General features: G+C 53.1%; 12 protein-coding genes. 4 read left to right on the forward strand and 8 right to left on the reverse strand.

Translation table 11 applies throughout. From position 1 onward, the window contains the following. Positions 1–2: 2 nt before the first annotated feature. The 8 genes from pheS to cmoA all read right to left on the reverse strand — a co-directional run bounded on the left by pheS (position 3) and on the right by cmoA (position 10,224). A complete protein-coding gene (gene pheS, locus P9H32_RS09755; RefSeq protein WP_322608709.1) occupies positions 3–1,016 on the reverse strand; it encodes a phenylalanine--tRNA ligase subunit alpha in 1,014 nt (337 codons plus the stop codon). A gap of 103 nt (positions 1,017–1,119) precedes the next feature. Continuing rightward, positions 1,120–3,348, reverse strand: a complete 2,229-nt coding sequence (locus P9H32_RS09760) for an FG-GAP repeat domain-containing protein (protein ID WP_322608710.1) — start codon at positions 3,346–3,348, stop codon at positions 1,120–1,122. Between the two features lie 40 nt (positions 3,349–3,388). Beyond that, positions 3,389–5,047 carry a hypothetical protein gene (locus P9H32_RS09765; protein WP_322608711.1) on the reverse strand — a complete coding sequence of 553 codons (1,659 nt, stop codon included), beginning with the start codon at positions 5,045–5,047 and terminating at the stop codon, positions 3,389–3,391. Further along, on the reverse strand, positions 5,031–5,978 hold the full coding sequence (locus tag P9H32_RS09770; protein WP_322608712.1) for a S1C family serine protease: 948 nt from the start codon (positions 5,976–5,978) through the stop codon (positions 5,031–5,033). Before P9H32_RS09770 ends, P9H32_RS09765 begins: the two co-directional genes overlap by 17 nt. Before the next feature lie 56 nt (positions 5,979–6,034). Continuing rightward, positions 6,035–7,285, reverse strand: a complete 1,251-nt coding sequence (locus tag P9H32_RS09775; protein ID WP_322608713.1) for a valine--pyruvate transaminase — start codon at positions 7,283–7,285, stop codon at positions 6,035–6,037. Positions 7,286–7,360: 75 nt separating this feature from the next. Beyond that, positions 7,361–8,233 (reverse strand): DUF2726 domain-containing protein, encoded by an 873-nt coding sequence (locus P9H32_RS09780; protein ID WP_322608714.1) that lies wholly within the window; start codon positions 8,231–8,233, stop codon positions 7,361–7,363. Between the two features lie 204 nt (positions 8,234–8,437). Next, a complete protein-coding gene (gene cmoB, locus P9H32_RS09785; RefSeq protein WP_322608715.1) occupies positions 8,438–9,391 on the reverse strand; it encodes a tRNA 5-methoxyuridine(34)/uridine 5-oxyacetic acid(34) synthase CmoB in 954 nt (317 codons plus the stop codon). Positions 9,392–9,495: 104 nt separating this feature from the next. Next, positions 9,496–10,224, reverse strand: coding sequence for a carboxy-S-adenosyl-L-methionine synthase CmoA (gene cmoA, locus P9H32_RS09790; protein ID WP_322608716.1), 729 nt, complete (start codon positions 10,222–10,224; stop codon positions 9,496–9,498). 123 nt (positions 10,225–10,347) lie between these two features. On the opposite strand from cmoA, the gene P9H32_RS09795 reads away from it, so the two are divergent. From P9H32_RS09795 to P9H32_RS09810, 4 genes are all read left to right on the forward strand, one after another. Continuing rightward, positions 10,348–11,529 carry a hypothetical protein gene (locus P9H32_RS09795; protein WP_322608717.1) on the forward strand — a complete coding sequence of 394 codons (1,182 nt, stop codon included), beginning with the start codon at positions 10,348–10,350 and terminating at the stop codon, positions 11,527–11,529. Positions 11,530–11,713: 184 nt separating this feature from the next. Continuing rightward, on the forward strand, positions 11,714–12,988 hold the full coding sequence (locus P9H32_RS09800; RefSeq protein ID WP_322608718.1) for a TolC family protein: 1,275 nt from the start codon (positions 11,714–11,716) through the stop codon (positions 12,986–12,988). A 13-nt stretch (positions 12,989–13,001) separates the two neighbouring features. Continuing rightward, positions 13,002–14,186 (forward strand): efflux RND transporter periplasmic adaptor subunit, encoded by a 1,185-nt coding sequence (locus P9H32_RS09805; protein WP_322608719.1) that lies wholly within the window; start codon positions 13,002–13,004, stop codon positions 14,184–14,186. Continuing rightward, positions 14,186–16,138, forward strand: coding sequence for an ABC transporter permease (locus P9H32_RS09810; protein WP_322608720.1), 1,953 nt, complete (start codon positions 14,186–14,188; stop codon positions 16,136–16,138). Before P9H32_RS09805 ends, P9H32_RS09810 begins: the two co-directional genes overlap by 1 nt. Positions 16,139–16,141 lie beyond the last annotated feature (3 nt).

Here is a 16,141-nt window from a genome sequence, read left to right on the forward strand (position 1 = left end):
CGCTAAAACTGTGAAAGAAAGCGTACGTCGTTTTCGTAAAGGTTCCGGATATCGCTGATGCCGTAAAGGATCATAGTGATGCGTTCAATCCCCATGCCGAAAGCAAAGCCGGTAACCTTTGAGGCATCGTAGCCCACATTTCCGAAAACGTTGGGATCCACCATGCCGGCACCGAGAATTTCAATCCATCCGCTGTTTTTACAGACACGGCATCCCTTGCCGTTGCAGACGTGGCAGGTGAAGTCGACTTCTACACTCGGTTCAGTGAACGGGAAAAAGTGCGGACGGAAACGAATGTTCACTTTTGGGCCCATCAGCTCGCGTGCAAAATAAGACAGCGTGCCTTTGAGGTCGGCCAGCGAAACATTTTCATCCACAAAAAGGCCTTCCACCTGATGGAAGTTTGCCGAGTGGGTGGCATCCGGCGTATCACGGCGATAGCAGCGGCCGGGAGAGATAATGCGGATCGGCGGCTTGTTCTCCATCATATACCGGACCTGAACGGGGGAGGTATGGCAGCGCATCAGGTCGCCGTTATTGAGATAAAACGTATCCTGTTCGTCGCGCGAGGAATGGTCCGCCGGCGTATTCAGTGCATCAAAATTGTTGAAGACGGTTTCAATATCCGGTCCGTCGGCCACAGTGAATCCCAGCGTCTGGAAAATCTGAGTGATGCGGTCGGTGATCTGGGTGATCGGATGCCGTGTCCCGAGACCTTGCCACTGACCTGGCTGTGTCAGATCAAAACCGGCTCCTGCGCTTGCTCCGCCGGTGGAAAATTCGGCCTGTTTGGTTTTAATCAGTTCCGTCAGCTCATTTTTGAGCTCGTTGACGGTTTTTCCGAACACCGGTTTTTCTTCCGCCGGAACATTTTTCAGCTCCTGCATTACTTTCGGAAGAAGGCCTTTGCGAGCCAGATATTCAATGCGAACCGCTTCCAGTGCGGCAGCATCTTCGGCGGCCTGCGCGGCTTCAAGTGCACGGGTTTTAATGTCGTTGAGTTCCTGTAAATTCATAGCTTTTCCCCCGTTCTTCCAGCCATTGGAAAAACGGGCTCTATCATCCAAGCTCAGGAAAAATAGGCAATGGCTTTTTTACAGTTTCTTTGCCGAATTTGGGCTATTCGCCCAGATAAATCAGCAGCTTGTCGTGGGCGAGGATGACGAGATCGCCGATGCCGTCGCCGTTGAGGTCGCCGGATTCCACATCGTGCGGTTCGGTGCCGCGGGATTTCCCGACGTCGGCGAAGTCGGAGGTCAGGAAGACTTCGAAAATCATTTCGGTTTTCAGCTCATCGCCGTTTTGGGAGATGAGTTCAACGGCGCGATTGGAGGGATCGACCAATGCGATCATCGGGCGGGCGGGCGAGCCGAGTTTTACAAGTTTGGCGTAGGCGATCAGCGCATTTTCGGAGGGGGAGACATATTCGGCTTTTACCTCCAGGTCGAGATGGGTTCCGTTGCCCATGACTTCATTGAGACCGGTACGGTCAAGCATGATGATGATATCTCGTTTCGGATGCCGCAGTTGGACGAGATCGAAAATGGTTTGGTCGGCATCGGGAATATGGATTTTACCCCACTGATCACCTGTTTCGGAAAAATGGACAAGATCACCGGAGTTGCGGTCGTAGAAGAATGTGCCGGCGGACCCGTCGAGCAACGTATAGGGCGTGGAGGCGATCATTTCTCCGCGAGGATTTTCCGGGTTGAACTGGCGGGTTACCTCGTAGCGGTCATCCACCCATTCAAAGCGTCGGGCGATGGCCCCCTGAGCGACGGTGATCACGGAGCCGTCGCCGGGTTTTTGCATCCGGATGTTCGACAGGGAAATGCGCTGGGTCAGTGCACGGAACGACTCGCTGGTGAGCGGTTCAATATTTTCGCCGTCATAGAGCTTCATGCGCGGGGTGTCGTAGGCCATGAAGAAAATGATTCCTGTTTTTCCGTCCGGCAGACCGAAGGCTAGCATGTCATCGGGGTCGTTTTTCATGTCATCAAGGTAAAACACTTCGTGTTCTTCGCCATCGGACTGTTTAACGAGCAGCAGTTCTTTATCGGTATTTTTGCAGGTAAACCAGATTTCACCATTGGACTCTGCCGCGGAGGCCGCCAACACATCGCCGGGCAGTTTCTGAATGGCCGGAAATTTCCTCAGATCGCCGGCTTTGTGCAATGCCGCGATTTTCTCTTTTTTGCTGATTACCAGAACATCACCATTGGCTGTCCGGGACATTCGTACGACATCAGAGAGGGTATCTATTTTTTCCGGGGTCGGATCGAGTCCGGTTTCTGTTCCGGAGTAAAGATGCAGGCGGCTGAGTTCCGGAGCGGCCACGAGCAGATCTTCCAGACCGTCTTGGTTGAAGTCAGCTGCAATCCAGGCCGGATTGGCTTTTTTGCTGGTTCCTTCGAGCCCGATGCGGCTTGGCGAGACCTCCTGTGCTTCCATCAGCTGCGGCTGCTCTTTTTCGATAAAATCATAGAGGCGGAACGCCAGGCGGTTGCGCAGGACCATGCCGACTTTGGCGTCAATATCCGGGGACTGGAGGATGTCCATGTACTGACGAGGGGGGAGGTCGACAGGTTGTTCGGTTCCAAAGATGCCGCCGCCTTTTCCGTAGCGTACTTTGAAGGGATTGCGGGGGGTGTTGAAATGAAAGGCAAGATCGGGAATTCCGTCTTTGTTCACGTCGGCAATATCACCGAAAAAGCTTTTATCGCCGGCAAATGTCAGCGTTTTTTTGTCCATAAAGGGTTTGGTTTCCGCATTCCAGAGCAGTTCCGCTTCGCTGCGGTGGCTGGCGAGGATATCGATCAGTCCGTCCTGATTCAGGTCGCCGAGCTGGATGGTGGTCACCGTGGCGGGATTTTTAATGAAAATATGATCCGGAGTTTGAAAGCTTCCGTCTTTGTTCTGGTAGCGTACGTGGAGCCCGATAGAGGTGCCGAATGTCACAATGTCTTTCAGACCGTCTTTATTCAGATCACCGATGCGCAGGGCCTTGATACCCTGATCGACAATCATGCCGCGGTCGTCGAAGCAGTCTTCGAGTTCGGGCAGGCCTTCATTGGTTTTTCCGCTATCCGGTTTGCGCGTCAGGATTTCCAGACGCGATACATGGTTGTTGGCAAAGAGGATGTCGTCGAGACCATCGTTGTTGATATCGGTGACGACGAGCCGGGAAGTGCCCATTTTGAATTTATAGATTTCCAAAGGCTGGAATCCGAAATCACGTGCTGTATCCCCGTTCTGGGCAGTTGCCGCCGAGCAGCATAGTCCAGCGACTAATGCCGAGGTGATGAATTTGAAGTTTCCGACAGTGGTTTTCAGATTTATGGAACGCATACGGCTCAGGCCTTTGTTGGAATGATCGGATTTCAGGGGTTCAGTATTTCAGAATAATTTTCTGATGCAGGCCGTTGTTGCCGGCCTGGATGTACTGGTAGGAAACATTGAAAAACTGGGCGATGTGTTCTGCGGTCGGCAGTTTGCTGAAATCCGGCGGGGGCAGGGCGGATCCGCTTCTGGCCCAATTTTGCATAATGAGGGCCGGAATTTCGCCGTGTTCAAGTTCTGCCACAATGATGTGCATATATTTTTTCCAGTCGATAGCGCTGAAGCCGAAGGCTTCTGAGGGCACATGTCTGCGCAGTCCCTGCACCAGTTGTGACTGTTCGAAAGCATTATTGGCGGCGCCTGTGCTGGTAATGGCGCGGAGGGTCTGTCGCAGTCCATCCGGATTTCCGTAGAGCAGGTAATCGTCGGTGACAGCAATGCCCATCTGTTCGTCAGACGGGGCCTGTTTCAAGGTGTAGATGGAATGGTTGAGAAAGTCTGAAATGTCCAGTGCTGCGGCGACATAGGGCTGCATGCTTGGGCTTGTCAGTGCAGATTCGAGGCCTTGTTTGAACGCCATGCCGTCCTTGAGTTCAAGTGCAATGACCGATGAAGCGCTATCGTTTTCAACGATGGAAAACGATAGATATTGAGTACCCAGATTTTCGAGCAGATCCTGCTCAAGATTGATGCCGGTCTGTTGCTGCAACATGGCCAGCATCATATCGAACTGCGGTTTGGTTCCGGGGTCGATCTGCTGCAGAATTGCAGGGATTTCCTGCCAGAGTCCCGGCAGATCAATGCGGCCGACTTCCAGCGAGGTGAGATCTTCGGGAATAAAAGTGACGGTGGGAAGCTCAGAAGGCTCGGTGTCGAGCAGGCTGAAGAGCCCGTTTTCAAGATCGCGGGCATTCAGGGTGCTGTTCACGACCATTTCATCATCATGCATTTCAATTCTGCAGGAGAGGTAGTTTACATTCAGCAGGCCGAGAGCGTTGAAAAGTGATTGGTCTTTTGCGGCGACCTCGGCCGAGCTTCCTTTAAGGGATTGGCGGATGAGATCGTTGACTGGAAGATTCATATTAAAGACCGGAAGGCCGGCCGGTTCTGTTACGGGATCGTTTTTCAGGCGGATAATGCACTGCTCGACCCACTCGCGGTTGTAACCGAGGATAAAGGTGTTGCCGATATGGGTCTGCCAGGACGATGTTTCGTTATCGGTTCCGGGGCTGTCGATATGTTGGATGATTTCCACCCCCTGAAAGCTGCGCCGGACCACATCGAACGGATTTTCAGTGACCGTGCGCAGATTCTCATCGAGTTCAAGGCTTTGTTCAAAATCGTCATCGCTCATTGCGGCAATGATAAAAATATTTTCCGTTTCGGAGTCGAACGCAAGCACCACTTCGCCCGTCAGCATTTCCATCTGTTCAACAAAAACGCGGGTTTCTTCATCGGTATCGCCGTCATAGAAAAAGTTATGCCAGGCCTCGAGTTCGGGATTTCCCATAAAATCCTGAAACTGCTGGTCCTGCCACAGTTGGCCGAGGGAGGATTTCTGAAGCGCTTCCCAGAAGGCGACCGTATTGGAAATGCGGAAATAGGTCTGCCCGTTCGGCGGGAGCAGTTGCGCACGCTGCAGGGCGAACGAAGCGAGCGGAAGAGCGAGAACAAGGGAAAGTGTAGAAATTTTACGGAAGAGTGACATTGGATTTTTCCTTCTGGTCTGAGGTGAATTTACCGGGCCGGCGCGGTGCGTCCGGGTAGACAAATCCGGATTCCGGATTGGTGGCGTCATAGGCAAATGCATCAATATGGTCGAGAATATATTTTGAATGACGTGCAGGTATGGCGAAATTGAGGCCCTCCATGGTGGGTACCCCCATGTTGATGACGCCGATCACCTGACCGCGGGCATTGAACAGCGGTCCGCCGGAGTTACCGGGATTGACGGCGGCATCGACCTGTAAGTAGAGAATTCCGCCGAAGTTGCGGTGGGTCTGGCTGAGTACCCCTTCCGTAACCGTCCGTTCCAGTCCGAGGGGGTTGCCGATGGCGAAAACAGCTTCGCCGATGCTCATTTTCTCTTCCGGGGCGAAAATCACGGGCGTGATCTCGGTATCGAAATTATTGATTTTCAAGACGGCCAGATCATGGAAGGGGGCGGTGGCGATGATGTCGACGTCTTTGTGCACCACCCTGCGCAGAATTTTATTTTCCTGTATGAACTGGGTTACGGAGATTTTCTTTTCGCCGGCAATGACGTGAAAGTTGGTGATGAGGTAGCCTTTTTTATTGGTGAAAAATCCTGAACCCAGTCCGGAGGCGGTTTTCACGAGGGCGACGGACGGGGCGTAGAGTTCAGCCGCTTCAGCCGTGGTGATGCGCGCGGGGACCTGAATGTTGTACAGCGCGTTTGTGTCGGACGGAACGGTGCCTTCCACTGCTTCGTCTTCATATGTGGCAAGGATTTCGTCCTTCGGAATCCGCAACACATCAAAACCGAGGTCGACCACCGTGGCTCCGTCGGTATTCTTCAGAACCGGAGCCTGAATCTTTGCGCCGCCCTTGAGGATGACGTCATCAGCGAAGACCGCAGTAACTGCGGCGAAGAGCAATAAAGCGTATACTGTTTTCATATAAAATCCAAACGTTGGAAAAGTTAACGGATTTTAGACCACCGATAATAGGTCTGTCACCCGTAAAGCCTTTTTACTTCGTCACAGATGACTCTGACGCCTTCAGTCACAATATGTTCATCCTGCGCAAAGGAAACCCGGATGCATTCCTGTTTGTGCGGCCAGTCTTCATTCTCCAGCCCCGGGAAAAAGCAACTGCCCGGCACAACGAGTGTATTGCGGGCTTTAAGGCGTTGATAAAGTGTATCCGCGGAACAGGGCAGATCCTTGAACCACAGCCAGAGAAAGAGGGCGCCTTCGGGTTTATGAATGCGCCCGGGGACGTCGCCGAGTTCCTGCTGAAAGAGTTCCAGGGTTTGGAAGGCTTTACGTTTGTAAAATGGTTTAATGATTTCCCGGCCGATTTGTATAATTTCGCCGGTGCGCACCATTTCCATGGCCATCTGCGAACCGATGCCACCCGGGGCCAGATTCATGACACCGTTGATGTCGGCGATGGCTGATGCAATCTCTTCGCGGGCAATCACAATGCCGGTCCGCAGGTTGGGCAGACCGAACTTGGAGAGGCTCATACAGACGACTGTATTCGAATTGAAGAGGGGTTTGGCTTCGGTGTAGATGATGTCGGGGAACGGCGTGCCGTAGGCATTGTCGATGATGAATGGAATGCCTTTCTCTTTGGCAAGGGCGTCGAGGTGCTGCATTTCAGTATCGGTCAGCACATTGCCGGTGGGATTCGTCGGACGCGATACGCAGAGGGCTCCGATGTCGTCGCCCACCTCCAGATCATCAAAATTCACATGGTATTTAAACAGTCTGTCATTCAGCAGTTCAATGTTTGGCCGGTGCGCGGAAAAGCAGTCATCGCTCAGCCCGGCATCCGCATAGCCGATATATTCCGGCGTCAGAGGAAACAGGATTTTCTTTTTTGATCCGTCAGCCATTTCGCCGGCAAACAGATTGAACAGACAGAAAAAAGCATTTTGCGATCCGTTGGTCAGGGCAATGTTTTTTGACGTGATATCCCAGCCGTATTGCTCGCGGAGCAGGTCGGCGAGTGCTTCAATAAATGCTTCGTTTCCGCGCGAACCGTCATAATTGCCGATCATGCGTTCGAATCCGTGCGGTTCCGCAAGAATTTCTTCCATGCGTTCACGGAAACGCTGTTGAACTTCGGGAATATGGGCCGGGTTGCCGCCGCCGAGCATCAGCATATCGCCGCCGGCCATCGCCGCACCCAGATCGTCCATGAGCTGGGTAATCCCGGCCTTCCGCGTAAATTTTTCACCAAATTTAGAAAATTCCATGTATGCAGGGTAACGATGAGCGCGAACGAATACACGAAAAAATTGAAAGGCAAAGGAGCCGGCTTTTCAACCTGGTCAGGCGACGCTGCGGCATGCCGTTTTGCGCAGGAAGGCCAGTTGGTCCTGAATTTTCCGCACGTCGTATTCGTAATTCTGATTCACGACGAGAACCTGAATGCCCTGTTCTTCGAGAACGATCTGCTGAAATTGAATGCGGCGGTTTCTTTTTTCGTTTTGTGTTTTGGAATCTTTCAGCAAAACAACGCAGGAGACCGCAGCGTCGTGCGGATGGTGCAGTACAAAGTCGGCATACAGCGGTGTCAGGGTTTTCAGTTCGGGAACGTAGGGGACAACGTTCGGTGCATCGAAATCGATGATGCGGTCCAGAGCAATGTGGAAGGTGATCATAAATTGACCGGCCACTGCTTCATGCAGTGTTTTAAGAAAGGACATCTCATTTCTGGACAGCCGCAATGTCGTATCTTCTTGGCCCTTCTGAAGCTCCAGAGCATTGGGTGCGGATTCTGCGATCGGATGCTGGGGGTGTCGCTTCAGCCAAAAAACGATGCCGCCGAGCAGGGCCGGTAACGGGAGCAGGAGGAGGAACCACAGCGGAGAGCATGATTTTTTCGTTTCCACGGGCATCGGTTCCGGAGCCGGGACTGTTTCGGGGGCGGGCGGCGGCTTTGGTTCCGAAGCAGGTACTTCTTTGGTGACAGTAGAGGGCTGAAAATCCGACTGTATGCAGATATCATTATGGTTATAAACTTCGCGAACGAGAAAGCCATTGGCCTGAAAAACATAAACGGTTTGTTTTTCATTGGCCATTTTGCCCACCGGTTTACCGTGCTTGCTGACTGATTCGGCATAGGTATCGCCGCTTTCCGCGTCGGCCCGCATTGCAGGAAGCGTAAGCAGTGCTGCTCCAAGTAAGTAGATCTTTATCATTTTCCGCACCTGCAGTCCCCTCTCTTTCACCGGGAGCAAAAGCAGCCGTCGAATCGGTTGAATATGCTCCTGATTGCTGACAACCTTCTAGCAAAGCATCGTTTTTTACCCGAGAAGGGATTGACGAACCGTGCAATTTGGTTGATGAACCGCTCATTTAAACGGGGGAATTGCTGCTGCTTCTAGGCGGGGTGACGGTTGTTTTCAGATTTGCGCGATCAGTACCGCCCGTTTCGGGGCGGGATAGCCTTCAATGGTCCGGGTGCAGTTGTCCGGATCCAGATAGTCGGGGAGCGACTCAAAGGTCATCCAGTCGGTGGACCGCTGTTCATCGATCGACGTTTCATTCACGTCGACCGTTTTAATATTTTTCAGCCCGCAGCGTTTCATCCAGAGTTCCAGGGTTTGGACGGAGGGAATAAACCAGACGTTGCGCATTTTGGCGTAGCGGCCGCGGGGAATCAGGGAATAGCCCTCCGGCCCGTCCGCCACCAGCGTTTCCAGCACCAGTTCGCCGCCGGGTTTCAGAAACGATTTTAAATGTTCAATATGTTCGATCGGTGATTTGCGGTGATACAGCACGCCCATGGAAAAGACGGTGTCAAAACTGCCGGGCGTTTTCGGAACGTCTTCAATGCCGAGCGGCAGGACCCAGACCCGCGGATTATGCAGAAAATTTTTCATGGCGAAAAACTGGCAGACAAACAGTGCGGAGGGATCAACGCCGATGACGAGTTCCGCCCCGGCGCCGGCCATGCGCCAGCAGTGATAGCCGTTGCCGCAGCCGACATCGAGAATCGTGCGGCCTTCCAATGGCTGGATGTGCGGTTTGACCCGTGCCCATTTCCAGTCGGACCTCCATTCCGTGTCGATGTGTATACCGTGAATACGGTACGGCCCTTTTCGCCAGGGATGAAAGGTTCTGAGCAAAGTTTCCAAACCCTGGAAAACTTCGCCCTCAGCCCGGACTTCCGACTGCAGTTCCACCCGGTTTTTTCCAACCCTGGGAAATTTGTCCAGCGCGTCTTCCCATTGCGGCAACAGACCGTGACGCTCCGGGCGAAGGCCGTGGGCAATGAGGTCCGGAAGCACACCATTCCAGTTTTCGAGGTCAGTGCCTTTCAATCGGTCGTAGAGTTCTGAATAATCAATTTTCATAGGAAAGAGAGGTTAAACCACGAATAGTACAACGTGCACGAAGGCCGGTCTCGGTGGCACCATAAGGTGCTTTTTTGAAGCCCTTAGTGTATTTGTGGTGAGGTTCATTTTACAGCGAGCATAGACATGAAATTAAAACATTGGAACCAGACGTCAACCGAACTGAAACCGGCGGAGAGCAACCGTTCGCGGTGAGTCGGAATGGTTTCGGGAATCAGGACGTTTTCGAGCGCGGAGCGTTTCTGGCTGATCTCGAGGTCGGAATACCCGTGCGCCCGTTTAAAATCGTGATGTATTCCGGCGAGCAGCTCATCGAGATGATCATCTTTGAAGATGACTTTTTCAGAAAGGATCAGCACCCCCCCGGGCCGCATACCGGCGCAGATTTTTTCCAACAGTTGGAATCGGTCCGACTGGGGGATAAACTGGAGGGTGAAGTTGAGCACCACAACGGAGGCATCGGCGATTTCCACCTCCCGGATGTCGGCCGAATCAATGTGCACACCTGCGCAGGTGTGCACACTGCGTTGCATAATTTTCCGGCAGCGTTCGACCATGGCCGAGGAGTTGTCGACGGCGTAAATGGTGCAGTTTTCCGCATTCATGCCGTTGGCCATGGCCAAGGTGGCACCGCCGAGGGAGCAGCCGAGGTCGTAGAGGTTGGAACCGGGCTGGGCATAGTGTTCGGTCAGCGTTTCGATCATGGTCAGAATCGCTCGGTAGCCGGGCACAGAGCGCTCGATCATATCGGTGAACACATCGGCCACCTGTGCATCGAAGCTGAAATCGGCAATCTTCGCCATGGATTGATTATAGATTCGGTCTTTACTCATAAGACACAGAACATACCATACCCCCGTTTTTCGGAAAATGTCCAATGGTTGGAAAGAAAACTGCTGGTATTATCTGCTATTTTATATGGAACCCGCGATGGAGGGAGCAGGTTGAGCAAGGATATGAAACAATTTTTTACTGCATGGGTCATGCTCGGTTTGGTCATTAGCGCAGAAGCGGTAATTGTTGCCGATGGCGACGGAACACAGAACACGAATGCGCCGTCCGGAGGGCAGGGGTGGGACTATGTTGGCCGAATTGATAAATCAGGTATATATTCAAGCGTGACTTACATTTCTAACAACTGGTTCATCACAGCCTACCACATCAAAACATTGGACAATCCAACCGGAGTACTGCTTGGCGGAACCGACTATTCGATTGACCCTAACAGCTGGACGCGGCTTACAAACAGCAACGATGAGAATGCAGATCTTGTTATGTTCCGAATCGTTGGCGGGTCTGTAGGCTTGCCGGGACTTATTGTGCGATCATCCGGAACACCCGTTAACGCAGAGCTGACCATGATCGGAAATGGGAGGAACCGGGCAGCGGACGAAACGACTTGGAATCACCAATGGGCAGAGGAAGGCATCCCGCCGCTATATAACGGATATAAATGGGCGTCGGGTTCCGCAAAGCGATGGGGAAGAAACAATAAAGATCTCTATTCGGGAATGGTCAATACCGGATACGGTACAACAGATGTGATGAGAACCAGTTTTGATGACAATAGCACAAATGAAGCGCAGGGTGCTGTTTATGATTCCGGCGGCGGGGTTTTTTATGAAAATGGAAGCAACTGGGAGCTTGCGGGAATCATGCTCACAATCGGCACCTATCAGAACCAGCCGTCCAGTACCGCGGTTCATGGAAATGTGACCTACATTGCCGACATAGAATACTACGCAGAGCAGATTACCACCGTCTCCGCTATTGATGATGTTGATGAGGATGGCATCCCCGATGATTGGGAATATGAACAAATGAACACGACGGTCGGGGTTTCTGCCTCGGAAGATCAGGATGGTGATGGTTTCGATGGCGCAGCCGAATGGATTGCGGATACGGATCCGACCGACGGGAATTCCTATTTGAAATTGGAGGCCTACACCAACGCCGCAAGCATGGTTTTCAGCAGTTCGTTAGACCGCGAATATCGGATTGAATACTGCTCGGATCTGATTGATCTGAACTGGCAGACGGAGGAGGGTTGGTTCCGTGCGACCGGCCCGATGACCGTCCGGTCGGTCTCGACGGCCGACAGCAACCGGGTTTACCGGGTCCGGGTAAAACTGCCCTGATTTTTTTAAGGCTGAATAAAACATGCGGCGGAGTCCGGTTTCTGTATCACACTATATTATAGGGTCTTCTGAAAATTGTATAGGGATCGGAATCCGGGTTTCCCGTTGTTGAAACGGGCATTTTAAATATTTCTTTGCAATATTCTTTGTGCATGTCGGTTCTATATATTTGCACGGAGAGAATATGAAAAAGATATGGATTTTAACGGCCATGTTGGCCGCTGCAGGGACGTATGGCCAGACGAATACCCTGCTCACGTGGGAACAGTGTCTGGAAAAAGCCAAGGCGCACAATCCGGATCTGGTGTCCGCGCGCGCGGCGATCCGGGAGCTGGAATACGGGGTGACGTCTGCGAGCTCGGGTTTCCTTCCATCGATCAGCGCGCGTGCGAGCGGCACCTATGGCCAGAATGAAAACTCGGATGACTGGTCGGACACGAAAAATTCGAGCGGGACGCTGAGTCTGGATCAGGACCTGTTCAGCGGCGGCGGAAACGTGGCCCGGCGCGGCCGCGCATTGGCCCAGCTGGAAATCGGCAAGGAGCAATACCGCAAGATCCTTTCCGATGTGGAATTCGCGCTGCGCAGCGCCTATCTCGACGTCATTTATGCGCAGGAACTCATTAAACTGACCGAACAGATTGAGGAACGCCGGGCGGCCAACGTACGGCTGATCCAGCTGCGCTTTGACGGCGGGCGCGAAAATGCCGGATCACTGGCGCGTACGAAAGCGCAGTATTCGCAGGCGGCTTATGAATCGAAAGAGGCTCAGCGCGAGCTGGTTTATGCGTTGCGCAATCTGGCGGCGGCGATCGGCCTGATGAAACCGGTCGACGGCGCGGCCGGCGATCTCAGCGCACTTTCGCCAGAAGAACTGGCGGATCTCGAAGGGCTGATGAAACAGACGCCTGATTACGCCATTGCCGTCACGCAGGTGGAAGCCGCGGGGCAGGGACTGAAGGTCACGCGAAGCAGCCGCTTTCCGCAGGTCAGTTTCAGTGCTTCGGCCGGACTGGGCGATGGTTCGGGTTTTGAGCGCTATGATGCAAACTGGCGAATCGGCCTTTCGGCCAGCGTTCCGCTTTTTACCGGCGGACAGCTGCGTAGCGATATTGCTGCGGCCAAGGAGCAGATTATTCAGACGGAAATGGATCTGATCGATACCGGAAACTCGCTCATGGTTACGTTGCAGCAGCGATGGAACGACTATGTGAACGCGGTTGAAAACGAGGCGGTTCAGAACGAGTTGTTTCGGGCCGAACAGTTGCGGGCCGAAATTTCCACCGCAAAATATAAACAGGGCCTGCTCTCCTACGAAGACTGGGACACCATTGAAAGTAATTTGATCACGCAGGGAAAGACTCATCTGCAGCGCCGCCGTGCTGCGGCACGGGCTGAGGCGGGCTGGAAAAATGCATTGGGTTTGAGTGTTTGGCAGACGATTGAGAAGGGTGAATAAAATGAACAAAACAATGAAGTGGATTATAATTTTAGGAGTCATCGGTGTTGGAGCTGGCATATGGTGGTCGCGTTCGAGAGGGAGCGGCGAGGAGGGGGCTGAGACCTATTATGATGTCGAAAAAGTGGAAATAAAAGACATTCGTATTACGGTGGAATCGACCGGTGAGGTGGAGCCGAGGAACCGGCTGGATGTAAAACCACCGATCGCCGGACGTCTGGAAGAGCTGATGGTGGATGAAGGCGAAAAAGTGACGAAGGGCCAGATTCTCGGATGGATCAGCTCAACGGAGCGGGCCACGCTGCTGGATGCTGCTTTGGCAACCAGTCAGGAAGAGTATGATTACTGGGAGGATCTGTATAAACCGTCACCGCTCATTTCACCGTTGGACGGAACGATTATTGCCCGCAACTTTGAGCCGGGGCAGTCGATTGCCTCTTCCGATTCTGTTGTGGTGATTGCCGACGATCTGATTATTGTGGCCAACCTTGATGAAACGGATATCGGACAGATCGAGGCCGATCAGAAGGTGGTGGTTGCGCTGGAAGCCTATCCGGATAATGAGTTCCCGTGCGTAGTTGAAAAAATTGCCTACGATGCCACCACGGTCAGCAGCGTAACGATGTATGAAGTTGATGTCCGTGCAAGCAGAAAGCTTCCACCGTTTGCCCGCAGCGGCATGACGGCCAATCTTGAGTTTATTGTGGAAGAAAAAGAGGGGGTGCTCACGCTTCCGGTATCCGCCATTCTGCAGAAAAGCGTGAAAGGCAGCGGAGGATTTGGCGAAGACCGCCCGGATTTTGCATCCATGACGGAGGATCAGCGCAAGGCTTTTATGGTTGAACGGATGAAAGAGCGCGGTTTATCTGATGCTGAAATTAAAGAGCGTATGGCGAATTTCGGTCAGGGCGGGCGTCGTCCCGGCGGTGCACCGGGAGGGCAGAATACAAATCAGGGAGCCGCCCGTCGTTCTGCCGGCGGATCCTCTGTTGAGAGCTATGTGCTTGTGGCCTCTAACAATCCGGATGAACCGGAAAAGAAAACCATCAAGGTCGGTGTGAGCGACGGTTCGTATACCGAAATTCTCGAGGGTCTTGAAGAAGGGGATGAGGTTTTGATTAAGCAGGTCAGTCTGGGATCGAAAAAGTCCGGTGGAGGAAGTCTTTTCTCCCCGACCATGGGGAGGGGGCCGCGCTAATGATCAAGGTTGAAAATCTCCGAAAGACCTATCAGATGGGGGAGGTGGAAGTCCGCGCCCTGGATGGCGTCTCCCTTTCGGTTGAGCGGGGTGAATATGTGGCGATTATCGGGGCATCAGGATCCGGAAAATCGACTTTGATGCATATTCTGGGTCTGCTCGATGTTCCGGATTCCGGAACATTTGAGATCGACGGTACGGACGTAACGAAATTTTCTGAAAATCAGCTGGCTGCTTTTCGTAACCGTGTGATGGGTTTTGTTTTTCAGCAGTTTAATCTGCTCAAACGGACCAGCGCATTGGAAAATGTCGGACTTCCGCTGATCTATGCCCGCAACGGTAAAAAAACGGACATCGCCGATAAAATGCTGGATCTCGTGGGGCTGGCTAATCGCAAGTCGCACCATACCAACGAGCTTTCGGGCGGTCAGCAGCAGCGCGTGGCGATTGCCCGTGCTCTGGTGAACAGTCCGTCGCTCATTTTTGCCGATGAACCGACCGGAAACCTCGACTCGAAAAGTGCGAAAGAAATTATGGAAGTCATGAGCGAGCTGCACGCCAGCGGGCTCACCATTATTCTGGTTACTCATGATGCTGATGTGGCCAATCACGCTCAGCGCATCATTGAAATCCGCGATGGAAAAATACTCTCCGACGCACCGAATCCGCATGCACCTGAAGTGCCGCAGGTTGAAACGCGGGAGGTGGAGGAAGAAGGTAAGGGCGGTTTCAGCCTGAGGACGATTCGTGAAGGGCTGGTGCTGGTTAAGCAGTCCATCCGTTCGCTGGCCGCCAACAAAGTCCGTACTGCGCTGTCGGCACTGGGGATCATGATCGGTGTGGCTGCTGTGATCGCCACCGTTGCGGTGGGTAATGGTGCAAAAGCAGCGGTGGAGGATCAGATGAGCCGGTTGGGTTCGAACCTGCTGATGCTTATGCCGCAGCGTCGTTCCCGCGGCGGAGTGGCGCAGGCGCAGGGAACGGTTTCGCGTTTGTCGCGCGACGATGCCCAGGCCATCCGTGAAGAGGTCGGTCATGTGGTGGGGGTCAGCTCGACGGTTGATGGAAATGTTCAGCTCAAAGTCGGAAATCTGAACTGGAGCTGCCGGGTGACCGGAGTTGATCCCGATTATGAATTCATGCGTTCGTATGAACCGCAGCTCGGGCGTTTTTTCACCGATGAGGAAATCAACTCGAAGGCGATGGTCTGTCTGCTGGGCGTGACCCCGGTTCGTGAACTTTTCGGGGGAGAGAATCCGGTCGGGAAAAAAGTGAAAATGAACCGCAGGACCTATACGGTGATCGGTGTACTTCCTGAAAAAGGAAGCAGCGGGTTTCAGGATTATGATGATGCCGCATTTGTTCCAGTCACCACCGCCATGCGCCGGATGTTCGGCCGTGATTATGTGGAGCGTATCGAAATCCAAATTGATGCGCCCGAAAATATGGATCGGGCTCAAATGGACATTCTGGCTCTGCTGGCTCAGCGCCACCGGACAGCGAGCGGTTCGTTCGAAATCCGGAACCTGGCCGAAATTCAGGATGCCGTTTCTTCTACCAGCCGTGTGATGTCATTGCTGCTCTCCAGTATTGCATCGATTGCTCTGGTGGTCGGTGGCATCGGGATTATGAATATTATGCTGGTATCGGTGACAGAGCGTACACGTGAAATCGGTCTGCGTAAGGCACTGGGTGCACGAGGTGGCGATATCATGTCGCAGTTCCTCATCGAAGCGCTGGTCATCAGCTTTTTCGGCGGGTGCCTGGGTATTGCGCTGGGAACGGCTGTGGGCTATGCCGCGGAGCGTTTTGCGAATATGACCGTGGTTTTCACACAGGATTCCATCTATATGGCTTTCGGCTTCTCTGCGATTATCGGTATTCTCTTCGGAATTTGGCCGGCCCGCAAAGCGGCCCGGCTCAACCCGATTGAAGCATTACGCTACGAATAGCAG

The sequence above is a fragment of the Pontiella agarivorans genome, from assembly GCF_034531395.1.
In the GTDB taxonomy this organism is placed as follows: Bacteria; Verrucomicrobiota; Kiritimatiellia; order Kiritimatiellales; family Pontiellaceae; genus Pontiella; species Pontiella agarivorans.